The sequence below is a fragment of the Lysobacter sp. CA196 genome (assembly GCF_052078695.1).
In the GTDB taxonomy this organism is placed as follows: Bacteria; Pseudomonadota; Gammaproteobacteria; order Xanthomonadales; family Xanthomonadaceae; genus Lysobacter.
Map to the genome: position 1 here is coordinate 272251 of NZ_JBQJIN010000001.1, position 25474 is coordinate 297724.

Sequence of the window (25474 nt, forward strand, 5' to 3'; positions counted from 1 at the left end):
CTATACACACAAATTTGCGGTCAGTTCGGCGTTGAGTTGTTCCAGCACCGCCGCGCGCTGGCTGTTGACGAAAAAGTGGCCGCCGTCGAACCAGGTCGCCTGGCAGGCCCCCGAGGTTTCCTTCTGCCAGCCGTCGACCTGGCCGGGCTCCTTGTTCAGATCCTCATGCCCGGCGAACACGCTGATCGGCATCGACAACAGCGGGCCGTGGCGATAGCGGTAGTTCTCGGCGATGGCGAAATCGGCGCGGATCGCCGGCAGCAGCAGCTCCATCAGCTCGCGGCTTTCCAGCACTTCCGGCGGCGTGCCCTCGTACTCGCGCAGCACCTCGGTGAACTGCTCGTCCGACAAGGTGTGCAGTTGCCGGGTCGGGCTGCGGAACTGCGGCGCGTGGCAGCCGGACATGAACAGATGGCTCGGCGTGCTCAAGCCGTGCAGGCGCAGATAACGGCTCAGCTCGAACGCGACCAGGGCGCCGACACTGTGGCCGAAGAACGCGCACGGCAGATCGTCCATGCGCGAGATCACCGGCGCCACCGCCTGCAGCAAGGCCGGCAAGGATGCGATCGGCTCCTCGGCGATGCGCGCGCTGCGCCCCGGCAACTGCACCGCGCAGACTTCCACGGCCGGGTCGAGCGCCTCCTGCCAGCGGAAGAAATTGAAGGCGTTGCCGCCGGCGTAGGAAAAGCAGAACAGCCGCATGCGCCGGGTCGAGGACGGCGTGCGGATCAACCACGGCGTGGTCTGCAAGGACAGCGACGAGCTCATGTCAGGGTCTCGGCAAGGGCGCACGCGGCATCGGCGCTGCCGCGGGAGGTGCGTGTGGAGGTGGAATGGGCAAGGAAGCCGGCGATGGCCGCGGCGATGCTTTGCGCATGCGGCTCGGCGAGCATGGCGTAGTGGCCGGCGTCGACCGCGACCGCGGTGCCGCTGCCGGTAATGACCTCGATGCCTTCGGCGATGCGAGTCGACGAATCCGCAGCGAAGGCCTGCACCGGCGCATCGACGCGGCTCGCGACATAGCCCGACAACAACTGCAGATGCGCACGCGTCACCGGCCATTGCGCCTGCAGATGGGCGAAGGCCACCGCATCGGCGTCGTGCCAGCCAAGACGCTGCAACAGCGGTTCGGCCTGTTGGAAGTTTTGCGCCGACAACACCTCGATGGCCAGTCCGTCGAACTCGACCGATACTGGCCAGGCCAGGCCGCGGCTCTGCAGCTCCGCGCGCAGGGCGACCTCGGCCGCGCGCATCGGGTCCTTGTCGAGACCGGCGATGGGCAGATGGGTATCGAGCAGGCCGAGGTACTCGACCCGTTCCCCAGCGGCGATCAATTGTTGCGCGATGGTCGCCGCGAGGATGCCTCCGCTGGACCAGCCGAGCAATCGGTACGGGCCCTGCGGCTGGCGGCCGCGGATCGCTTCGAGCTGGGCCTGCGCCAGCGCCTGCAACGAGGCGGGGCGCTGCGGCAGGCCGGCCGCCTCCGGCGATTGCAGGCCGTAGACCGGACCCAGCGCGGCCAATCGCGCGGCCAGCGCGCCATAGAACGACACCTGCCCGCCGACCGGATGCACGCAGAACAGCGGCCGGCCCGACGTTGCCGCCTGCAGCGGCACGCACAGCGACGCCGGTTGCACCGCCGCGTCGTCGATCATCGCGGCCAATGCCGCGAGTGTCGGCGCCGAGAAGGTCGCCGACAGCGGCACCGCCACGCCGAGGCGCGCACGCAGCTCGTGCACCACCCGGATCGCCAGCAACGAATGGCCGCCGAGTTCGAAGAAACGCTCGTGGCGCCCTACTCGCTCTACGCCGAGCAACTGCGACCAGATCTCGGCGATGGCCTGCTCGGTCGCGCCCTGCGGCGCGGCGTACTCGTATTGCACCCGCGCTGCGCCATCCGGCGCCGGCAAAGCGGCGCGATCGAGCTTGCCATTGGCGGTCAGCGGCCACGCCGGCAGGACCATGAACGCGGCCGGCAGCATATGCTCGGCGAGCGAGCGCGCCAGTTGCGCGCGCAATTCAGCCGCGCCCGGTGCGGCGTCGCCGCGTGCGAGCAGATAGGCCACCAGGCGCTGATCGCCGGATTGGTCTTCGCGTGCGACCACCACCGCCTCGCGCACGCCGTCGCATTCGCCCAGCCGGGCCTCGATCTCGCCGAGCTCGATGCGATGGCCGCGGATCTTGACCTGGAAATCGTTGCGGCCCAGGTATTCGATGCGGCCGTCTTCGCGCCAGCGGCCGAGGTCGCCGGTGCGGTACATGCGTGCGGCAGTCTCGGCGCCGAAGGGATCTTCGACGAAACGTTCCGCGCTCAGCTCGGGACGATGCAGATAGCCGCGCGCCACGCCGGCACCGCCGATATACAGCTCGCCGGCCACGCCGATCGGCACCGGCTGGCGTTCGCCGTCGAGGATGTAGACCTGGGTGTTGGCGAGCGGCGTGCCGATATGCGGGGCGACGCCGGCGCGGATCGGCGCCAGGGTCGCGTCGACCGTGCATTCGGTCGGGCCGTAGACGTTGAAGCAGTGCAGCGACGAGGCCGCGGCGGCGTCCCAGGCGCGCGAGGACAGCGCTTCGCCGCCGATCAGCACCATGCGCAGGTCGCCGTCGTCGCGGCGCAACAGGCCGTGTTCGATCAGCAACTCGAACTGGGCCGGCGTGCAGTCGAAGGCCTGGATGCGTTCGCGGACCAGGAAGTCGAGCATGGCCTGGCCATCGGCGCGGACCTCGGCCGGCACCAGCACCACGCTGCGGCCGGACAGCAACTGGCTCAGCGCTTGCAGCGAGGCATCGAAGGACAGGCCGGCGTTGAGCGCGACCCGCGCGTCGGCAGTGCAATGGACGAAGGCCTCGGCTTCCAGCGCGGCCCACAGATTGAGCACGTTGCGGTGCTCGACCATTACCCCCTTCGGCCGTCCGGTCGAACCGGAGGTGTAGATCGCGTAGGCCAACTGCTGCGCGCCGATGCCGGCCACCTCGGGGTCGTGCTCGGGCTGCGCGGCCAGGGCCGCATCGTCGAGCGCGATCGTCGGTAGCGCGGTCGTGAGCTGCGATGCCGCGGAGGTCGTCAGCAAGGCCACCGGCGCGCTGTCGGCGAGCATGTAGTCCAGGCGCTCTTGCGGATAGGCCGGGTCCAGCGGCACGTAGCCGGCGCCGGCCTTGAGGATGCCGAGCACGCCGACGATGCTGTCGAGCTCGCGTTCGACCCGGATCGCGACGCGGTCGTCGGCGCGCACGCCCAGTGCGATCAGGCGATGAGCGACGCGGTTGGCGCGGCGGTTGAGTTCGGCGTAGCTCAAGCGGCGTTCGCCGCAGACCAGGGCCTCGGCCTCGGGCGTGCGACGCACCTGCAGTTCGAAGCCGCGATGGATCGAGTCGGGCAGAGCGAACCTTGCCTCGGTGTCGTTGAAGCTGCGCAGCACCTGCACGCGTTGCGGCGCGCCCAGCAACGGCAACGCGGCTATGGCACAACGCTCGTCGGCGACCATCGCTTCGAGCATCGACACCAAGCAGGCGGCATAGCGCTCGGCGGTGGCGCGATCGAACAAGGCGGTCGCATAGGCCAGGCTGCCGGCAATGCCGTCGGCACCGTCGGCCAGGGCCAGCGACAGGTCGAACTGAGTCGTCGCCAGCGGGCTGTCGATCGATTCCAGGGCCAGCCCCGGCAAGGCGAGCGCGCCGCCGCCCGGGGTGTTGTTGAACGCGAACATGGTCTGGAACAGCGGGCTGTAACTCAGGCTGCGCGCGGGCTGCACCGCTTCGACCACCTGCTCGAACGGCAGGTCCTGATGCGCATAGGCATCGAGCATGGTCGCCTTCACCTGCGCCAACAACTCAGCGATGCTGGCCCGGCCGTCGACGCCGATGCGCAAGGCCAGAGTGTTGACGAAGAAACCGATCAGCGGCTCGATCTCGGCACGCTGGCGGTTGGCGACCGGGCTGCCGATCACCACCTCTCCCTGTCCGCTCAAGCGCGACAACAGGCTCGCCCAGCCGGCCAGCAAGGTCATGAACACGGTCGTGCCGTGACGCTGCGACAAGGCACGCAAGCCCGCCGAGGCCTGCGCCGACAGCCGCAGTTCGACCCGGTCGCCGGCATAGCTCTGCAGCGGCGGGCGCGGACGGTCGCTCGGCAGTTCCAACAGCGCCGGCGCGCCTTGCAGATGGCCGCGCCAGAACTCGACCTGCTCGCGCAAGGTCTCGCCCTGCAGCCACTGGCGTTGCCAGAGTGCGTAATCGGCGTACTGGATCGGCAGAGGCGGCAGTGGATCGGCGCGGCCCTCGTGGCGGGCCGCGTACAAGGCCGCCACTTCCCGCACCAGCACGCCGATCGACCAACCGTCGGAGACGATGTGGTGCTGGGTGACCAGCAATACGTGCTCGTCGTCGCGCAGGCGCAGCAGGCGGCCGCGAATCAGCGGGCCGCGAGCGAGGTCGAACGGCGCGCGCGCCTCCTGCAGGCTCAGGCTGGCCAGCGCATGTTCGCGCGCCGTCTCGTCGAGTTCGCGCAGATCGTGTTCGATCAGGGCAAAGCCGGCATCGACGGCGGCGATCAGCTGCACCGGCTCGCCATCGACCTCAGCGAAGCACGTGCGCAGGTTCTCGTGGCGCGCGACGACCCGGTCGAGCGCGGCCTTGAGCGCGTCGCGGTCCAGCGTGCCGCTCAAACGCAGCGCCGCCGGCATGTGATAAGCCGCGCCCGCGGCCGGATCGAGCTGATCCAGGAACCACAGGCGTTGTTGCGCCCACGACAAAGGCAGCGGACCGTTGCGGTCGGCCGGCGCGATCGGCGCCAGCGCCCCGGCGACGCGGTCGATGCGATCCAGGGCACGCGCCATGCCTTCGAGGCTGGGCTGCGCGAACACCTCGCGCAGGGCGAACTCCAGGCCGAGGGTCGAACGCAGGCGGGTGACCAGTTGCAGCGCCAACAGCGAATGCCCGCCGAGTTCGAAGAACTGGTCGTGGCGGCCGACCCGCTCCAGGCCCAGCAGCTCGCACCAGATTTGCGCGAGCGCGGTCTCGGTCTCGCCCTGCGGCGCTTCGAAATCGCGGCGGATCACCGCGTCGTCGCCCGGCGCCGGCAGTGCCTTGCGGTCGAGCTTGCCGTTCGGGGTCAGCGGCAGCGCCGCCAGGCTCACGAAGGCGCTCGGCAGCATGAACTCGGCCAGGCTGCGCGACAGTTGTTCGCGCAGGTTTGCGGCCGACAGTTCGATGCCTTCAGCGGGGACCACGTAGGCGATCAAGCGCTTGTCGCCGCCCTCGCCTTCGCGCGCCACCACCACCGCTTCGCGCACGCCTACGCAGGCGGCCAGCTTAGTCTCGATTTCGCCGAGCTCGATGCGGAAGCCGCGGATCTTGACCTGGAAGTCGTTGCGCCCGAGGTATTCGATGGTCCCGTCGGCGCGCCAGCGGCCGAGGTCGCCGGTCTTGTACATCCGCGCATCGGGATTGGCGACAAAGGGGTCGTTGAGGAAACGTTCCGCGGTCAGCTCCGGGCGATGCAGATAGCCGCGCGCCACGCCTTCGCCGCCGATGTACAGCTCGCCGACCACGCCAACCGGCACCGGCTGCAGGTGCGCATCGACGATGTAGATACGGGTATTCGCGACCGGCTTGCCGATGTGGGCGACGAAGCCATCGTTACGATCCATCGCCACCCAGGTCGAGTACGTCGTGGTCTCGGTCGGGCCGTACAGATTGGCGACCGTCGCCACCTCGGTCTGGGCGAACAACTGCTCGACCAGGGCGCGCTTGAGCGGTTCGCCGGCCAGATTGACCGTGCGCGTGGCCGCCGGCACCCCGCCGCTCTGCAGCAAGGCGTTGATGCCCGAAGGCACGGTGTTGATCAGGCTCAGCGGGCTGCTCGGGTCGGTGGCCAGCACATCGCGCACGACCGTGATCTGCGCACCGACACTGAGTGGCGCGAACAGCTCGTACACCGCCAGGTCGAAGTTGATCGACGTCGAGAACAGCGTGTTGGCAAGCTGCTCGCGGCTGAAGTTGGCGTTGGCCCAGGCGATGAAGTTGGCCGCATTCGCGTGTTCGATCGCCACGCCCTTGGGCTGGCCGGTCGAGCCGGAGGTGTAGATCACGTAGGCCAGATGACGGGCAGTCAGCCCATCCACCGTCGGGTTGTGCCCGGGCTGATCGGCCAAAGCCGTATCGTCGGCGCATAGCACCGGCACAGCGACCTCGCCGAGCAGACCCGCCAACGACGTTTGACTCAGCAGAGCCATCGGCGCGCTGTCGGCGAGCATGTAGGCCAGACGGTCCGGCGGATAATTCGGGTCCAGCGGCACGTAGGCGGCACCGGCCTTGAGGATGCCGAGCACGCCGGCCACCAGCGACGGACCGCGTTCGAGGCAGATCGCGACGCGGTCGTCGGCACGCACGCCGCGCGCGATCAGACGATGGGCGATGCGATTGGCGCGGCGATTGAGTTCGGCGTAGCTCAACCGCTCGTCGCCACAGAGCAGCGCGGTCGCTTCCGGGGTCGAATGCACCTGTGCCTCGAACGGCTGATGCAGCAAGCGCTCGCGCGGGTAATCGAACGCAGTGTCGTTGAAGCTCTCCAATACGAGCTCACGCTCGGCCGCCGGCAGCAGCGGCAGGCGGCTTACCGGGCACTGGGCGTCGGCGACCATCGCTTCAAGCAGGCGCACGAAATAGCCGGCGTAGCGTTCGATGGTCTCGCGCTCGAACAGGTCGCTGGCGAAGGACAAATTGCCCTGCAGGCTGTCGCCGCTGTCGGCCAGGGCGAGTTCGAGATCGAAATGCGCGGTGTGCAGCGGCCGGCCGATGCTTTCGAGTTCCAGCCCCGGCAGTTGCAAGGTGCCGCCGCCCGGGGTGTTGTTGAACGCGAACATGGTCTGGAACAACGGGCTGTAGCTCAGGCTACGCGCGGGCTGCACCGCTTCGACCACCTGCTCGAACGGCACATCCTGGTGCGCATAGGCGTCGAGCATGGTCGCGCGCACGCGATCCAGCAGCTCGGCGACGCTGGCTTGGCCGTCGATCTCGATGCGCAGCGCCAGGGTGTTGACGAAGAAACCGATCAGCGGCTCGATCTCGGCGCGCTGGCGGTTGGCGACCGGGCTGCCGACGACGATCTCGCCCTGCCCGCTCAGCCGCGACAGCAAGGTCGACCACGCTGCGAGCAAGGTCATGAACAAGGTCGCGCCGTGGCGCTGCGACAACTCGCGCAGACCTGCGGTGAGCTGCGGCGACAGGCTCAGGCCGACGCGGTCGCCGGCATAGCTCTGCAGCGACGGGCGCGGACGGTCGCTCGGCAGTTCCAACAGCGCCGGCGCGCCGTGCAGATGTCCCCGCCAGAACTCGACTTGCTCGCGCAAGGTCTCGCCCTGCAGCCACTGGCGCTGCCATTGCGCGTAGTCGGCGTACTGGATCGGCAACGGCGGCAGCGGGTCGTCCTGGCCCTGGCTGAAAGCCGCATACAGCGCGGTCACTTCCTTGACCAGCACGCCGAGCGACCAACCGTCGGAGACGATATGGTGCTGGGTCAGCAACAGCACGTTCTCGGCCTCGGCCAGGCGCAGCAGGCGGCCGCGGATCAGCGGGCCGGCGGCGAGGTCGAACGGCGAGCGCGCTTCCTCGGCGCCGAGTTCGGCGACCGCACGGTCGCGCGCATCGGCGTCGAGCTCGCGCAGGTCGATCTCGATCAGGTCGAAACCGCGATCGGCCGGCGCGATCGACTGCGATGCGATCCCCTCGATTTCGACGAAACAAGTGCGCAGGTTCTCGTGGCGGGCGACGATGCGGTCGAGGGTGGCCTTGAGCGCATCGCGGTCGAGACGGCCGCTGAGGCGCAAGGCGGTCGGCATGTGATAGGCCGCGCCCGCGGCCGGATCGAGCCGGTCGAGGAACCACAGCCGCTGCTGCGCCCAGGACAGCGGCAGCGCCTGGCTGCGGTCGGCGTGCGGAATCGTCGCCTCGTCGGCGCGTTCGGCGCCGGCCAGGGCCGCCGCCATCGCCGCCAGGGTCGGCCGCGCGAACACCTCGCGCAGAGCCAGCGCCGCGCCCAGGCTTTCGCGCAGGCGCGTGGTCAGTTGCACGGCGAGCAGCGAGTGACCGCCGAGTTCGAAGAAATGGTCGTGACGGCCGACACGCGGCAGGCCCAACAGCTCGCACCAGATCGCCGCGACCGCGGTTTCGGCCTCGCCCTGCGGCGCCTCGTACTCGCGCGCCGCTACCGCCGATGCGTCCGGCGCCGCCAGCGCCTTGCGGTCGAGCTTGCCGTTCGCGGTCAGCGGCCACGCGCTCAGGCTGACGAAGGCCGACGGCAGCATGTAGTCGGCCAGGTTCTTGGCCAGGGCTTCGCGCAACGTTGCCGCCGACAACTCGATGCCGTCTTCGGCGATCACATAGGCCACCAGGCGCTTGTCGCCGGGCTGGTCTTCGCGCGCCAGCACCACCGCTTCGCGCACGCCTTCGCAGTCGGCCAGGCGCGCTTCGATTTCGCCGAGTTCGATGCGGAAGCCTCGGATCTTGACCTGGAAATCGTTGCGGCCGAGGAACTCGATGCTGCCGTCGGCTTGCCAGCGGCCGAGGTCGCCACTGCGATACAAGCGCGCGCCCGGCTCATCGCCAAAGGGGTCGGCGACGAAACGTTCGGCGCTGAGCTCGTCGCGGTTGAGATAACCGCGGGCCACGCCGGGGCCGCCGATGTACAGCTCGCCGGCGACGCCGACCGGCACCGGCTCGCCGCGCGGGTCGAGCAGATAGATGCGGGTGTTGGCGATCGGCTTGCCGATCGGAATGCTGCGCGCGCCCTCGGCGACCGCGGCGATCTCGAAGTTGGTCGCGAAGGTGGTGGTCTCGGTCGGGCCGTAGCCGTTGACCAGGCGTCGCGGCCGCTGCGCGCGGCTCAACGCGCGCGCGACGCTGCGCGGGTCGAGTGCGTCGCCGCCGATCAGCAGATGGTTCAGCCCGGCGAAGGCCGGCGCCAAGACATCGACGTATTCGTTGAACAGGCCGACCGTCAGCCACAGCGCGGTCACGCCGCCGTCGATCAGGGCTGCGGCGAAGCGCGCCGGTTGCAGCACGTCGGCGGCTGCGATCACTTCCAGACACGCGCCATTGAGCAAGGCGCCCCACAGTTCCCAGGTCGAGGCATCGAAGGCCGGGTTCGCGCACAGGCCGATCACGTCGTCGACGCCGAACTGGGCGCACTCGTTGTTGATCACCAGACGCAGCACGTTGCGGTGCTCGACCATCACCCCCTTGGGCAGGCCGGTCGAACCCGAGGTGTAGATCACGTAGGCGAGATGACGCGAACCCAGCCCGGCCACGTCGGGAGCGAGATCGAGCGGCGACGGCGATTGCGCATCGGCGATGCCGTCCATGGCCACGAACGCGGCCTCGGCCTGCGCCAGAGCGGCCACGGACTCGCGCAAGGCGGCCGGCGCCAGCAGCGCACGCGGCGCGCTGTCGATAAGCATGAAGGCCAGGCGTTCGTCGGGATGCTGCGGGTCCAGCGGCACGTAGCCGGCGCCGGCCTTGAGGATGCCGAGCACGCCGACCAGCAGCTCCAGGCCGCGTTCGGCGCAGATCGCGACGCGATCATCGGGTCGTACGCCGAGCGCGATCAGGCGATGGGCGACACGATTCGCGCAGCGGTCGAGTTCGGCATAGCTCAGGCTGCGGCCCTGGAAACGCGCGGCGATCGCCGTCGGCCGCTCGGCCGCGCGCTGCTCGAATACCTCGTGGATGCAACGCTCATGCGGATAGTCGGCATCGGTGGCGTTGAAGCCGCGCACCACCTGTTCGCGCTGCTCCGCGCTGAGCAAGGGCAAGGCATCGACCGTACGCGCGTCGTCGCCGGCCATGGCTTCGAGCAGGCGAACGAAGTGCCCGGCGTAGCGCTCGATGGTGGCGCGTTCGAACAGGTCGGTGGCGAAGGCCAGATTGCCTTCGAGAGTGGCGCCGGCGTCGGTGACCGCCAGTTCGATGTCGAAGTGCGCGGTGTGGCGGGCGCCGCCGATCGCTTCCAGGGTCAGCCCCGGCAGCTCCAGGGCGCCGCCGTCCGGAGTGTTGTTGAAGGCCAGCATGCTCTGGAACAGCGGGCTGTAGCTCAGGGTACGCGCCGGCTGCACCGCTTCGACCACCTGCTCGAACGGCAGGTCCTGATGCGCATAGGCATCCAGGGTGGTGGCCTTGATCTGGGCCAGCAGCGCGGCCACGCTCGGCGCCGCGCTCAGGTCGACGCGCAGGGCCAGGGTGTTGACGAAGAAACCGATCAGCGGCTCGACTTCGGCGCGCTGGCGGTTGGCGACCGGGCTGCCGACGACGACCTGGTCCTGCCCGCTCAGACGCGACAACAGCACCGACCACGCCGCCAGCAGGGTCATGAACAAGGTCGTGCCGTGGCGCTGCGACAAGGCGCGCAACGAGGCGGTCAAGGCCGGCGACAGGCTCAGGGCGACGCGGTCGCCGGTATAGCTCTGCAGCGGCGGGCGCGGACGGTCGGCCGGCAGTTCCAGCAAGGCCGGCGCGCCTCGCAGATGCTCGCGCCAGAAGTCCAGCTGCGCCTGCAGGGTCTCGCCCTGCAACCACTGCCGTTGCCACAGGGCGTAGTCGACGTACTGGATCGGCAGCGGCGGCAAGGGATCGTCGCGGCCCTCATGGAACGCCGCGTACAGCGCGCTGACTTCGCGCACCAGCACGCCGAGCGACCAACCGTCGGAGACGATGTGATGCTGGGTGACCAGCAGCACGTGCTCGTCCTCGGCCAGCCGCAACAGACGGCCGCGGATCAGCGGGCCTACGGCGAGATCGAACGGCGCCTGCGCTTCCTGCGCGGCCAGTGCCGCCACCGCGGACTCGCGCGCCTCGGCGACGATGTCGCTGAGGTCGTGTTCGATCAGGGCGAAGCCGACTTCGGCCGGCGCGATCACCTGCACCGGCGTACCGCCGCCGTCGACGAAACTCGTGCGCAGGTTTTCGTGACGGGCGACGATGCCGTCGAGGGTGCGCTTGAGCGCGCTGCGATCGAGCGTGCCGCTCAGGCGCAGCGCCGCCGGCATGTGATAGGCGGCGCTGGCGGCGCGATCGAGTTGATCGAGGAACCATAAGCGCTGTTGCGCCCACGACAGCGGCAAGGCGCCGCTGCGGTCGGCGCGGGCGATGGCGCTGTCGTCGGCGCGGCCGGCCTCGGCCAAGGCCGCCGCCATCGCGGCCAGGCTCGGGTGAGCGAACACCTCGCGCAAGGCCAGCTCGACGCCGAGCGCTTCGCGCAGGCGCGTGACCAACTGCACCGCGAGCAAGGAATGCCCGCCGAGTTCGAAAAACTGGTCCTGGCGGCCGGCGCGTTCCAGGCCGAGCAGTTCGCACCAGACCCGCGCCACGGTCTGCTCGAGTTCGCCCTGCGGCGCTTGGTACTCGCGCAGCGCCAGCGCGGACTGGTCCGGCGCCGGCAAGGCCCTGCGGTCGAGCTTGCCGTTCGGCGACATCGGCCAGGCGTCCAGGGTCACGAACGCGGACGGCAGCATGTATTCGGCGAGGTCGCGGGCCAACGCGGCGCGCAAGCTCGCCGCCGACACGTCGGCGCCCCGCTCGGCCAACAGATACGCGACCAGGCGCTTGCCGCCGGCCTGGTCGTCGCGCGCGGTCACCACCGCCTCGCGCACGCCGGCGCAGGCGCACAGGCGCGCCTCGATCTCGCCGAGCTCGACCCGGAAGCCGCGGATCTTGACCTGGAAATCGTTGCGGCCGAGGTAGTCGACCGTGCCGTCGGGCAACCAGCGGCCGAGGTCGCCGGTCTTGTACATGCGCGCATCGGCGTCGGCGACGAAGGGGTCGGCCAGGAAGCGCTCGGCGCTGAGTTCGGGGCGGCCGAGATAACCGCGCGCCAGGCAGGCGCCGCCGATGTAGATCTCGCCGTTGACGCCGGGCGGCACCGGTTGGCGCTCGCCGTCGAGCAGATAGATGCGCGCATTGGCGATCGGCGCGCCGATCGGCGGCGTCGCCGGCCAGTCCGTCGGATCGCCCGCCAGGACGTGGGCGGTGCAGACGTGGCTTTCGGTCGGGCCGTAGTGATTGTGCAACTCGCGTCCGGGGACGCGGGCGAAGAAACTGCGGATCGCCGGGTTGACGAACAACTGCTCGCCGGCGGTGACCACGCGGGTCAGCGAGGGCAAGGCTTCGCCGTTGCGCTCGGCCGCCGCGACCAGGCCCTGGAAGGCCACGAACGGCAGGAAGATCCGCTGCACCTCGTGGCGCTTGATGAACTCGACCAGCGCGAACGGGTCCTGGCGGGTCGCTTCGCGCAGCAGCATCAGGCAGCCACCCGAAGCCAGCGTGTAGAACAATTCCTGGAAAGCGACGTCGAAACCGAGCGCGGAGAACTGCAGCACCTTCTCGCCGGCGGCGCGGCCGGCCTGGTCGCGGCACTGCCAATCGATCAGGTTGACCAGCGGCGCTTGCGGCATCGCCACGCCCTTGGGCTGGCCGGTCGAGCCCGAGGTGTAGATGACGTAGGCCAAGTGATCCGGCGTCAACCCGGCCACGAGCGGGTCGTGTTCGGGCTCGGCGGCGAGTGCGGCATCGTCGAGGTCGAGCAGCGGTACACCCGAGGCAGCGAGCGCCGGCACTTCGACGAGCAGGCTGCGCTGGCTCAGCAAGGCCAGCGGCTCGGCGTCGCCGAGCATGTAGGCCAGGCGCTCGTCGGGATAGGCCGGGTCGAGCGGCACGTAGCCGGCGCCGGCCTTGAGGATGCCGAGTACGCCGATCACCAGTTCCGGCCCGCGCTCGGCGCAGATCGCGACACGGTCATCGGACTTGATTCCGAGCGCGATCAAGCGATGCGCGACGCGGTTGGCGCGGCGGTTGAGTTCGGCGTAGCTGAGGCTGCGTTCCTCGAACACCAGCGCACAGGCATCGGGCGTGCTGCGCGCCTGCTGCTCGAACACTTCGTGCAACACCCGCGGCGGCGCGAACGCGATCGCGCTGTCGTTGAAATCTTCGAGCACGCGCTGGCGTTCGGCCGCGGCCATCAACGGCAGGCGTGCGACCGGCTCGGCGCGATCGGCGGCCAGGCCTTCGAGCACGCTGACGAAATAACCGGCATAGCGCTCGATGGTGGCGTGATCGAACAAATCGCTGGCGTAACCGATGTTGCCCTCGACCGCGCCGTCGATCTCGCGCAGGCCCAGTTCCAGGTCGAAATGGGCGGTGTAGCGCGAGGTGCCGAGCATCTCCAGGCTCAGGCCCGGCAGCGTCAGTTCGCTGTTGCCGGGCGTGTTGTTGAACGCCAGCATGGTCTGGAACACCGGCCCGTAGCTGAGGCTGCGCGCCGGCTGCAGGGCTTCGACGACCTGCTCGAACGGCACGTCCTGGTGAGCGTAGGCGCCGAGGGTGGCGGCCTTGACCTGGGCCAGCAAGGCGGCGACGTCGGGCCGGTCGCGGAAGTCGATGCGCAGGGCGATGGTGTTGACGAAGAAACCGATCAGCGGTTCGACTTCGCTGCGGCGGCGGTTGGCCACCGGGCTGCCGATGACGACTTCGTCCTGGCCGCTGAGCCGCGACAACAGGGTCGCCCAGGCCGCCAGCAAGACCATGAACATGGTCGTGCCGTGACGTTGCGCCAAAGCATGCAGGGACGCGGTCAACTGCGGGGTCAGACGCAGGTCGACGCGGCCGCCGGCATAGCGCTGCACCGGCGGGCGCGGCCGGTCGCTCGGCAGTTCCAGCAGCGCCGGAGCGCCGCCGAGGTGGCCGCGCCAGAAATCCAGTTGTCCCTGCAAGGCTTCGCCCCGCAGCCATTGGCGCTGCCACACCGCGTAATCGGCGTACTGGATCGCCAGCGGCGGCAGCGGATCGGCCTGGCCCTGACTGAAGGCGCTGTAGAGCGCGGTGACTTCGCGCACCAACACACCGATCGACCAACCGTCGGAGACGATGTGGTGTTGGGTCAGCAGCAGCACGTGCTCGTCGTCGGCCAGGCGCAGCAAGCGGCCGCGTATCAGCGGGCCGGTGGCGAGGTCGAACGGGGCGCGCGCTTCGACGCCGCCGAGTTCGGCGATGGCGGTTTCGCGCGCCTCGGGCGCCAACGCGCCGAGGTCTTGTTCATCGAGAGCGAAACCGCGCTCGGCCGGGGCGACCACTTGGGTCGGCACGCCGTCGACTTCGATGAACCCGGTACGCAGGTTTTCGTGGCGCGCGATCAGACGATCGAGCGTGGCCTTGAGCGCATCGCGGTCGAGGCGGCCGCGCAGGCGCAGCGCCACCGGCATGTGATAGGCGGCGCTGGCGGCGGGGTCGAGCCGGTCGAGGAACCACAGCCGCTGCTGCGCCCACGACAGCGGCAGCGGCGCGCTGCGGTCGGCGAGCGGGATCGTCGTCGCGGCGAGGTCGTCGCCGCGCTGTTCGATGCGTTTCTTCAGCCGGTTGCGCAAAATCGCCTGTTTCAGCTCTTCCAGAGCCTGGTCCTGCTTATTCATTTACGGATTCCCTTTCCAGCAGCTTGCGCAGTTCGTCTTCCGACATCGAATCCAACTCGTCCTGCATGTCGCCCAGTTCGTCGCCGATGAAGACCTCGACCTGCAAGGCCTTGATCGCATCGGCCAGCACCGACAGCAGCGGGCGTTCGAACAGCTCGCGCAGCGGCACTTCGACGTGGAACTGTTCACGCACGCGGATCGCCAACTGCATGATCAGCAGCGAGTGACCGCCGAGCTCGAAGAAATGATCGTGGCGGCCGACCCGTTCGATCCCGAGCAGGTCCTGCCAGATCGTCGCCAGGGTCTGTTCGACTTCGCCGAGCGGCGCTTCGTACTCGCGGCTGGCGAGCGCGGACTGGTCCGGCGACGGCAAGGCCTTGCGGTCGAGCTTGCCGTTCGGGTTCAAGGGCAGGGATTCCAGCGCGACGAAGGCGCTTGGGATCATGTATTCGGCCAGGTCGCGCGCCAGTGCTTCGCGCAGGTTGGCCGCCGAGATCTCGACGCCCAGCTCCGCCACCACATAGGCCACCAGGCGCTTGTCGCCGCCATCGTCTTCACGCGCGATCACCACCGCCTCGCGCACACCGTCGCAAGCGGTCAGACGCGCTTCGATCTCGCCGAGTTCGATGCGGAAACCGCGGATCTTGACCTGGAAGTCGTTACGGCCCAGATATTCGATGCTGCCGTCGGCGCGCCAGCGGCCGAGGTCGCCGGTCTTGTACATGCGCGCATCTTCGTTCGCGGCGAACGGATCGCGGACGAAGCGCTCCGCAGTCAGCTCCGGACGGTCCAGATAGCCGCGTGCGACCTGCACGCCGCCGAGAAACAGCTCGCCCGGCACGCCAACCGGAACCGGCTCACCACGGCTGTCGAGCAGATACACCGGGGTATTCGCAATCGGGCGACCGATATTCGGGCCGCCGACCGCATCGCGGATGCTGCCGATGGTGGCGTCGACCGTGCATTCGGTCGGGCCGTACATATTGTGGAAGTGGATGCTCGGCGAGGCCTTGAGCTTGTCCCACATCGCCTTGCCGATCGGCTCGCCGCCAAGCAGCACGCTGGTCGGCTGGTGACCGGGCTTGCCGATCAGGCCGGCCGCCAGCAACACCTCCAACTGCGACGGCGTGCTGTCGAAGGCATCGATGCGGTAGCGGTCGATGAACTCCAGCATCGCCGGGCCGTTGGCGCGGATCGCTTGCGGGATCAGTACCAAGGCATGGCCGGACAACAGTTGCAGGATGCCCTTCAAGGACATGTCGAACGAGAACGCGGCATTAAGCGCGACGCGCGACGGCTGGGTCAGCTCGCGATGAGTGGTTTCGCCCATCACCCGCCAGAAGTTCACCGCCGAGCGATGCTCGACCATCACACCCTTGGGCTGGCCGGTCGAACCGGAGGTGTAGATCACGTAGGCCAGGTTGCGCGGGCTCAGGCCTTCTATGCTCGGATTCGCATCGCTATACGTCACCAACGACTCGTCGTCGAGCACCACCAGCGGCAGCGGCGATGACTCCAGCATCGGCATCGCCGCACGCAAGGCCGACTGGGTCAGCAAGGCGATCGGACGGCTGTCTTCGAGCATGTAGGCCAGACGCTCGATCGGATAGCTCGGGTCCAACGGCACGTAGGCCGCACCGGCCTTGAGCACGCCCAGCAGGCCGACGATCATCGCCACGCTGCGCTCGGTGCAGATCGCCACCCGATCATCGGGTTTCACGCCGAGCGCGATCAGACGATGCGCGACCCGGTTGGCGCGGCGGTTGAGTTCGGCGTAGCTCAGCGCTTCGTCTTCGACCAACAGCGCTTCGGCATCCGGCGTGGAAGCCGCCTGCGCCTCGAACAGCGCATGGATGGTACGGTCGTGCAGCGCATCCGCGCGCAGATCGTTGAAGCCGTTGAGCACCTGCTCGCGCTCTGCGCCCGGCAGGATCGGCAGCGCCAACAACGGCGTCTCGCCGCCGGCTTCGAGCGCGCCGATCAGCGACTCCATCGCGGTCTGCATGTAGCGGACCACACGCGGGCCGTCGATGCCGGCCACCGACAGCAGGGTCAGGCCGAAGCCTTCGCCGCGGTCTTCCACCGACAGAGTCAGCGGGTAGTTGTTGCGGGCATCGCCGCCGATCAGGCGCATGCCGTCCCAGGCCGCATCGGCGTCGCGGTTGTCGGCCTGGCGCAGTTCGCGGCGATTGCGGTAGTTGAGCAAGGCGGTGAACAGCGGCAGCGGCGGCAGGATCGCGCTGCATTGCTGCGCCAACGCCAGCGAGGCTTGTTCGCGTTCCAGCAACTCACCGAGGAAGGCGTAGGTTTCGCCCACCGCCTGGCCGACATCGCGGCCGGCCAGGCCGACCCGCACCGGCAAGGTGTTGAGGAACATGCCGACCACCTGGTCGGCGCCTTCCGAACCCTGCATGCGGCCCGACAGCACCGTGCCGAACACCACGTCGTCGCGGCCGCTGCACTGGCCGAGCACGCGGGCCCAGGCCAGGTGGAACAGCACCGACGGGGTCACGCCCCGGCGGCGCGCGGTGTCGCGCACGCGCACGGCGAAGGCATCGGCGAACTCGACCCGCGACTCGTTGGCGCGGGCGCCGTCGACCTGCACGTCGAGCACGCCGAACGGCGCGGTCGGTTCGTCGACGTCGCCGAAGCGCTCGCGGAACCAGGCCTCGTGCTGCTGTTCCGGCGCGGCCACGGTGCGGGCGATGAAGTTGCGGTACGGCATCGGCGCCGGCAGCGCATCGCCCTGCCCCTGCAGCAGCAGCTCGGCTTCCTTGAGCATGAGCTGCTTGGAGTAGTTGTCTTCGACGATGTGGTGGGTCAACAGCGCCAGCAACCACTCGCCCGACTCGGCATCGAAAGCGATCTGCGCCGCCATCACCGGCGCGCGGCTCAGGTCGAGGCGAATGCGGTTGGTGTCGCTGTGCGCCATGAGTTGCGGCAAGGCCGCCTCGCCTGCGACCAGCTGCAATTCGTCGACCGGCAGCGGCGCGCGCCGCTGCACCACCTGCACCGGCTGCGGCAGGCCGTCCCAATGCACGGCGCTGCGCAGGATGTCGTGGCGGTCGATGACCTGCTGCAAGGCGCCGAGAAAACGGTCGAGGCGCTCGCGGCCGTCGAAGGCCACCACCGAGCGCAGCAGATAGGTGTCGCCCTCGCTCTGGTTTTCGAGCAGGTGGTGGAACAGGATGCCCTTCTGCAGCGGCGCCAGCGGATAAATATCCTGGACGTTGCCGACCCCGCCCGGGACCGCGGCGACGATCGCGTCGATCTGGGCCTGTTCCAGCGCCACCAGCGGCAGCAGCTCCGGGGTGATGGCGACGGTGTCGGCGGCGATGCGGTTGGCCGGCACCTCGGCCTCGCCGGGTGCGTTCGCGCCGTCGGCGCGCGCGGCCAGCGCGCTCAGGGTCGGCGCGGCGAACACGCTGCGCACGTCGACCGACAGGCCGTGCTGACGCAGGCGTTCGATCAGGCCGATCAACAGCAGCGAGTGACCGCCGAGTTCGAAGAAATGATCGTGGCGGCCGACCCGTTCCAGGCCGAGCAGTTCCTGCCAGACCCCGGCGATGACGCGCTCGGTCTCGCCCTGCGGCGCCTCGAAGCCGCGGCTCGACACCGAAGCCTGGTCCGGCGCCGGCAAGGCCTTGCGGTCGAGCTTGCCGTTGGCGGTCAGCGGCAGCGCCTGCAGGCGCACGAACGCACTCGGGATCATGTATTCGGCCAGCTCGCGCGCCAGCGCTTCGCGCAATTCGGCCGCGCCGGGCTCGGCGCCGTCGGCGGCGATGAAGTACGCGACCAGGCGCTTGTCGCCCGGGCTGTCTTCGCGCGCGATCACCACCGCTTCGGCGACGCCGGCGCAGGCGGCCAACTTGGCTTCGATTTCGCCGAGTTCGATGCGGAAGCCGCGGATCTTGACCTGGAAGTCGTTGCGGCCGAGGTACTCCAGATCGCCGTCGGGCAACCAGCGGCCGAGGTCGCCGGTCTTGTACAAGCGCGCCCGCGGCGAAGCCGAGAACGGGTCGCGCAGGAAACGCTCGGCACTGAGTTCGGCGCGGTTGAGATAACCGCGGGCGACGCCGTCGCCGCCGACGTAAAGCTCGCCGGCCACGCCGACCGGCACCGGTTCCAGCCGTTCGTCGAGCACGTACAGCTGCAGGTCCGGGATCGCGCAGCCGATCAGGCTGCCGCTCGCCTGGCGCACGTCCTCGGCGCGGATGCGCCGATAGCTCGCGTGCACGGTGATCTCGGTGATGCCGTACATGTTGATCAACTGGGTGCGTTCGCAGTCGTTGCGCTCGATCCAAGGCGCCAGGGTGTGCAGCTCCAGCGCTTCGCCACCGAAGATCACCCTGCGTAAGGCATGCGCCTGTCCGCTGCGCGCCTGCGCCGCGATCAGGGCGCGGAACGCGCTCGGGGTCTGGTTGAGCACGGTCACGCCCTGCCCGGCAAGCAAGGCATAGAACTCGTCCGGCGTGCGCGCGCACAGCTCCGGTACCACCACCAGGCGGCCGCCGTGGAACAGCGCGCCCCAGATTTCCCAGACCGAGAAATCGAAGGCGAAGGAATGGAACAGGGTCCAGACGTCGTCGCGGCCGAATTCGAACCAGGGCCGGGTCGCCGCGAACAGGCGCACGACATGGCCGTGTTCGACCATCACGCCCTTGGGCTGGCCGGTCGAACCGGAGGTATAGATGACATAGGCCAGGTGCTCGGGGCGCACCGCGATCAGCGGGTCGTGGCCGGGCTGGCCGGCGAGCGAGCCGTCGTCGAGCGCCAGCACGGGCGCGCCGGTGTCGCCGAGCAAGGGCAACGCGTCGCGCAGGGCGGTCGAAGTCAGCACCGCCACCGGCGCGCTGTCGCCGAGCATGTAGCTGAGGCGCTCGCCCGGGTACACCGGGTCGAGCGGCACGTAGCCGGCACCGGCTTTGAGGATGCCGAGCACGCCGACCAGCATGTCGAAACCGCGGCCTATGCAGATCGCGACGCGGTCGTCGGCGCGCACGCCGAGTTCGAGCAAGCGATGCGCGATCTGGTTGGCGCGGCGGTTGAGTTCACCGTAGCTCAGCTCGGCACCGTCGAAGCTCAAGGCGATCGCGTGCGGGTCGCGCGCCGCCTGCGCCTCGAACAGGCCGTGGATGCTGTCTCCGCTGCGGTAGTCGCCGCGCGCGGCACCGAAGCCGTCGAGCAGTTGCGCACGCTCTTGTGCCGGCAACACCGGCAGGCCGCGCAGCGCACGCTGCGGCTCGTGCGCAAGCGCATCGACCAGGGCGCGCACCGCGGTTTCCAGGTAGCCCATCAGGCGCGGGCCGTCGATGCCCGGCACCGCCAGGGTCGACAGACCAAAGCCCTGGCCGCGGTCGTTGACCGACATCGTCAGCGGGTAATTGGTGCGGTCGTCGCCGCCGATGCGGCGCATGCCGGCCCAGACCCTAGCGGTGTCTTCCGACTCGGCCGCGCTTTCCTGATGGCTGTGGCGGTAATTCAGCAAGGTGGTGAACAAGGGCGTCGGTGCGCGCACGCCGCTGCAGCGTTGGGCCAGCGCCAGCGACGCCTGTTCGTGGGCCAGCAACTCGCCAAGCGCGCGGTAGGCGTCGCGGACCGCGTCGCCGACCTCGACCCCGGCCAGCGCCACCCGCATCGGCAAGGTGTTGATGAACATGCCGACCACGTTCTCGGCGACTTCGGCGCCCTGCAGGCGGCCCGACAGCACGGTGCCGAACACGACCTCGTCGCGGCCGCAGCATTGGCCCAGGACCTGCGCCCAGGCGACGTGGAACAGCACCGCCGGGGTCACGCCCTGGCTACGCGCGGCCTCGCGGATCGCCGCGGCCAACGCATCGTCGAATTCGACCCGCGCCTCGGCGACGGCGGCGCCGTCGCCCTGCACGTCGAGCACGCCGAACGGCGCGGTGGCCTCGTCGATGTGGCCGAGTTGCGCGCGGAAATAGGTCTCGTGCTCGGCCTCGCCCATGGCCCGGGTGCGGGCGATGAAATTACGGTACGGCAACGGCGCCGGCAGCAAGGCGCCCTGCCCCTGCAACAGCAGATGGATCTCGCCGAGGATCAGCTCCATGGTCACGTGGTCGCAGACCATATGGTGATTGAGCAGCGCCAGCAGCCATTCGCCGCTGTCGGCGTCGAACACGATCTGCGCGGCCAGGTTCGGCGCGCGTTGCAGGTCGATGCGGTGACGGCGCGGGTCGCTGCGCTGCATCAGGCAGTCCATCGCGGTCTCGCCGACGTCCGGGGTCAGTTCCGACAGCGGCAACGGCGCGCGGCGGTGCACCACCTGCACCGGCTCGGTCAGGCCCTGCCAGCGCACCGCGCTGCGCAGGATGTCGTGGCGGTCGATCACCGCCTGCAGCGCGCCGAGGAAGGCATCGAGACGCTCGCGCGCCTCGAAAGCGACGACCGAACGCAGCAGATAGGTGTCGCCGCCGTCCTCGCCTTCGAGCAGATGGTGGAACAGGATGCCTTCCTGCAAGGGCGCCAGCGGGTAGATGTCCTGGATGTTGGCCACGCCGCCGGGCACGGCGGCGACGATGCCGTCGATCTGCTCTTGGCTCAAACTCACCAACGGCAGCATCTGTGGAGTGATCTTCGCCGGTGCCTGCTCGCGACCGCCGCCGACCAGGTCGACGCCGTCCTCCACCGCCATCGCCAGCAGGGCCGGCTTGTGCAGCTTCAACTGCGCCAGCAGTTCCGGCCCCATCACGCCGCGCGGCGCGCGGATCGACAACTCGCCTTGCTTGACCAGCACGGCGACGTCGAGTTCGCGCAATCGGGCCAGCAGTTCCTGGAGACTCATACTTGGAATTCCTCGGTGTCCGCATCGGCAACGGAAGCGGCGAAAGAGTCGGGGATCAGATTGACCGGCACCTGGTAGGCGTCGGCGGCCGCGCCGGCCACCGGCACCAGGCGCTGGGCGAGCTCGCTCAGACTCGGCGCGGTGAACACCGCACCGATGTCGGCGTTGTAGCCGCGCTGGCGCAGGCGCTCGATCAGCACCATCGCCAGCAGCGAATGGCCGCCGAGAGCGAAGAACTGGTCGTGGCGGCCGACCCGTTCGATGCCGAGCAGGCCCTGCCAGACCTCGGCGACGGCGAGTTCGGCCTCGCCCTGCGGCGCTTCATAGGCGCGCGCGGCGACCGCCGAAGCGTCCGGCGACGGCAGCGCGCGGCGGTCGAGCTTGCCGTTCGCGGTCAGCGGCCAGGCCTCGACCACGACGAAGGCGCTCGGCAGCATGTACTCGGCCAGCTCGCGCGCCAGCGCTTCGCGCAACTCGCCCGGCTGCGGCGTCGCACCGTCGTGCGGCAGCACGTAGGCGACCAGGCGTTGATCGCCGGGGCTGTCCTCGCGCGCGATCACGACCGCTTCGGCGACGCCGGCGCAGGCGGCGAGCCGGGTCTCGATCTCGCCGAGTTCGATGCGGAAGCCGCGGATCTTGACCTGGAAATCGTTGCGGCCCAGGTATTCGAGTTCGCCGTCGGGGCGCCAGCGCGCGAGGTCGCCGGTGCGGTACATGCGCGCGCCGGCGACGCCCGCGAACGGGTCGTCGAGGAAACGCTCGGCGCTCAGCTCGGCGCGGCCGAGATAGCCGCGCGCCACCTGCACGCCGCCGATATACACCTCGCCGGCGACACCGACCGGCACCGGCGCGCCGAGGCGGTCGAGCAGGTAGATGCGGGTGTTGGCGATCGGCTCACCAATCGGCACTGCATCGGCGGCGGACGACGCTTCGTTCGCCTTGCTGACGTAGACGGTGCAGCCGACCACGGTCTCGGTCGGGCCGTATTCGTTGACGACCAGCGAGGCCGGCAGCACGCGTTCGCGGAAGCGCTGCAGGCCTCGACGGGTCAACTGTTCGCCGCCGACCACCAGCACGTGCGCGGTCTGTGAGACCGCAGCCGCGGACAGGTTGGACAAGGCATCCAGATGCGCCGGAGTCAGCTTGAACAACCACGGCTGCGCCTGGCCAGCGTAATCGAGCAATTGCGCCAGGCAGACCTGCGCTTCCTCCGCCAGCAGCACCACCGGCTTGCCCGCGAGCCACGGCGTCAACAAGGTGGTCACGGTGGCATCGAAGCCGAACGGCGTCGCCACCAGCGCGCCCTGTAGCGCCTCGCCAAGGTATTCGCGGCGCGCGTGTTCGAGGTAATTCACCAGGCCCTGGTGATGGACCATCACGCCCTTGGGGCGCCCGGTCGAGCCCGAGGTGTAGATGACGTAGGCCAGGTGCGCGGGGGTCAGCGCCGCGACCTGCGGTGCCTGTTCGTCGCCGTCCGACCACTGCCCTTCGTCGAGGGCGAGCAGGTTCGCCGACGGCGCCAAGGCCTCGATGCGGCCGCGCAAGGCCGGCGACGCCAGCACCGCGACCGGCGCGCTGTCGTCGAGCATGTAGGCCAGGCGCTCGTCGGGATAGCCCGGCTCCAGCGGCAGGTAACCGGCGCCGGCCTTGAGCGTGGCGAGCAGGCCGATCGCCATCGCCTCGCTGCGTTCGGTGCAGATCGCGACGCGGTCATCGGGTTTCACGCCGAGCGCGATCAGACGATGAGCCAGGCGATTGGCGCGGTGCTCGAGTTCGGCGTAGCTGAGCCGGGTCTCGCCGCAGATCAGCGCGAGCGCCTCGGGCGTGCGCGCCGCCTGCGCTTCGAACAACTCGTGCGCGCAGCGGTCCTGCGAATAAGCCACCGCGGTGTCGTTGCAGGTCTGCAGTAGGCGTTCGCGTTCGGCCGCATCGAGCAAGGGCAGACGCGCGACCGTGACGCTGTCGTCGGCCGTCATCGCTTCAAGCAGACTCAGCAAATGCCCGGCGTAGCGCTGCATGCTGGCGCGGTCGAACAGGTCGGTGGCATAGGCGAAGCTGGCTTCGAGCGCCTCGCCGGTGTCGTTGACCGCCAGTTCCAGGTCGAAATGCGCGGTCTGGCGCGGCGTGTCGATCGCCGACAACTCCAGCTCGGGCAGCCTCAGCACGCCGCTGCCGGCGGTGTTGTTGAACGCCAGCATGGTCTGGAAGATCGGGCTGTGGCTGAGCGAACGCTGCGGCTGCAGCGCCTCGACCACCTGTTCGAACGGCAGGTCCTGGTGGGCATAAGCGTCGAGCGTGGTCGCCTTGATCCGCTGCAGCAGCTCGGCCGTGCTCGGCTCGCCCTGCAGGTCGACGCGCAGCGCCAGGGTGTTGAGGAACAGGCCGATCAGCGGTTCGAGCTCGCTGCGACGGCGGTTGGCGACCGAGGTGCCGATGACGACTTCGTCCTGCCCGCTGAGGCGCGACAACAGCGCGGCCCAGGCCGCGAGCAGGGTCATGAACAAGGTGGTGCCGTGGCGTTGCGACAGCGCACGCAGGCTCGCCGTCAACGCCGCCGGGATCTGCAGGTCGAAGCGATCGCCGGCATAGCTCTGCGCGGCCGGGCGCGGCCGGTCGCTCGGCAGTTCCAGCAGCGCCGGCGCGCCGCTCAGGCGCTCGCGCCAGAACTCGATTTCCTGCTGCAGGGTCTCGCCCTGCAGCCACTGCCGCTGCCACGCGGCATAGTCGGCGTACTGGATCGCCAGCGGCGGCAGCGGGTCGTCCTGGCCCTGGCTGAAAGCGGTGTACAGCGCGGTCACTTCCTTGACCAGCACCCCGAGCGACCAGCCGTCGGACACGATGTGGTGCTGGGTGACCAACAGCACGTGCTCGTCCTCGGCCAGACGCAACAGGCGGCCGCGCACCAACGGGCCGGTGGCGAGGTCGAACAAGGCATGCGCCTCGGCCAGGCCGCGTTCTACCACCGCCGCTTCGCGCGCGTCGCCCGACAAGGCACTCAGGTCTTCTTCGACCAGATCGAAACCGCGCTCGGCCGGGTCGATCGCCTGCACAGGGGTGCCGTCGACGCTGACGAAGCGCGTACGCAGGTTTTCGTGGCGCACGACCAGGCGGTCGAGGGTGGCCTTGAGCGCATCGCGGTCGAGGCGGCCGCGCAGACGCAGCGCCACCGGCATGTGATAGGCGGCGCTGGCGGCGTGATCGAGGCGGTCGAGGAACCACATACGCTGCTGCGCCCACGACAGCGGCAGGCTCGCGGTGCGCTCGGCACGCTGCATCGGCGGCAGCGCCGCGGTCTCGCGGCGCGCGCCTTCGCGCTTGCGCAACTGCTGCAGAGCCACCGCGCGGCGCAGTTGCTCCAGCTTGCGGCTTTGATCATCGTTCATCGACGGCGTCCTCCGACAACAGGGCCAACAACTCGCTTTCGCTCAATTCGCCGAGCGACTGCTCGATATCGGCGACATCGCTCTCGGCGAAGGATTCGATCTGCGCCGACACCACCAACCCGGCGAGGAAGGACAGGGTCGGCTGCTCGAACAGGGTGCGCAGCGGAATCTCGACCTCGAAGCGCTCGCGCACCCGAATCGCCAACTGCATGATCAGCAGCGAGTGGCCGCCGAGTTCGAAGAAGTGGTCGTGACGCCCCACCCGTTCGATGCCCAGCAAGTCCTGCCAGATCGTCGCCAGGGTCTGTTCGACCTCGCCGAGCGGCGCTTCGTACTCGCGGCTGGCGAGCGCGGACTGGTCCGGCGACGGCAAGGCCTTGCGGTCGAGCTTGCCGTTCGGGTTCAGCGGCAAGGATTCCAGCGCGACGAAGGCGCTCGGGATCATGTACTCGGCCAGATCGCGGGCCAGCGCTTCGCGCAGGTTGACCGCCGAGATCTCGACGCCCCGCTCCGCCACCACATAGGCCACCAGACGCTTGTCGCCGCCGTCGTCTTCGCGGGCGATCACCACCGCTTCGCGCACCCCGTCGCAAGCGGTCAGGCGCGCTTCGATCTCGCCGAGTTCGATGCGGAAACCGCGAATCTTGACCTGGAAGTCGTTGCGGCCCAGGTATTCGATGCTGCCGTCGGCACGCCAGCGGCCCAGGTCGCCGGTCTTGTACATGCGCGCATCTTCGTTCGTGGCGAACGGGTCGCGGACGAAACGTTCGGCGGTCAGTTCCTGACGGTCCAGATAGCCGCGTGCCACTTGCACGCCGCCGAGAAAC

5 protein-coding genes (1 of these 5 cut by a window edge) are annotated in these 25474 nt (G+C 69.3%); all 5 read right to left on the bottom strand.

Translation table 11 applies throughout. From position 1 onward, the window contains the following. Tightly spaced (each overlapping or abutting the next), the 5 genes in view from ACTOWK_RS01290 to ACTOWK_RS01310 form a layout consistent with a single transcriptional unit that may run on beyond the window. Nucleotides 1-768 carry a thioesterase II family protein gene (locus tag ACTOWK_RS01290; RefSeq protein WP_441328403.1) on the bottom strand — a complete coding sequence of 256 codons (768 nt, stop codon included), beginning with the start codon at nucleotides 766-768 and terminating at the stop codon, nucleotides 1-3. After that, a complete protein-coding gene (locus ACTOWK_RS01295; RefSeq protein ID WP_441328404.1) occupies nucleotides 765-14456 on the bottom strand; it encodes an amino acid adenylation domain-containing protein in 13692 nt (4563 codons plus the stop codon). Before ACTOWK_RS01295 ends, ACTOWK_RS01290 begins: the two co-directional genes overlap by 4 nt. Beyond that, a complete protein-coding gene (locus ACTOWK_RS01300; protein WP_441328405.1) occupies nucleotides 14449-21264 on the bottom strand; it encodes an amino acid adenylation domain-containing protein in 6816 nt (2271 codons plus the stop codon). The genes ACTOWK_RS01295 and ACTOWK_RS01300 overlap by 8 nt, the downstream gene beginning before the upstream one ends. After that, a complete protein-coding gene (locus ACTOWK_RS01305) occupies nucleotides 21261-24647 on the bottom strand; it encodes an amino acid adenylation domain-containing protein (RefSeq protein ID WP_441328406.1) in 3387 nt (1128 codons plus the stop codon). The genes ACTOWK_RS01300 and ACTOWK_RS01305 overlap by 4 nt, the downstream gene beginning before the upstream one ends. Continuing rightward, nucleotides 24637-25474 carry the end of an amino acid adenylation domain-containing protein gene (locus tag ACTOWK_RS01310; protein ID WP_441328407.1) on the bottom strand. The gene runs 5822 nt beyond the window's last position, so only the last 838 of its 6660 coding nucleotides appear in the window; the start codon falls outside the window, past its right edge — the gene reads right to left on this strand; it ends in the stop codon at nucleotides 24637-24639. The genes ACTOWK_RS01305 and ACTOWK_RS01310 overlap by 11 nt, the downstream gene beginning before the upstream one ends.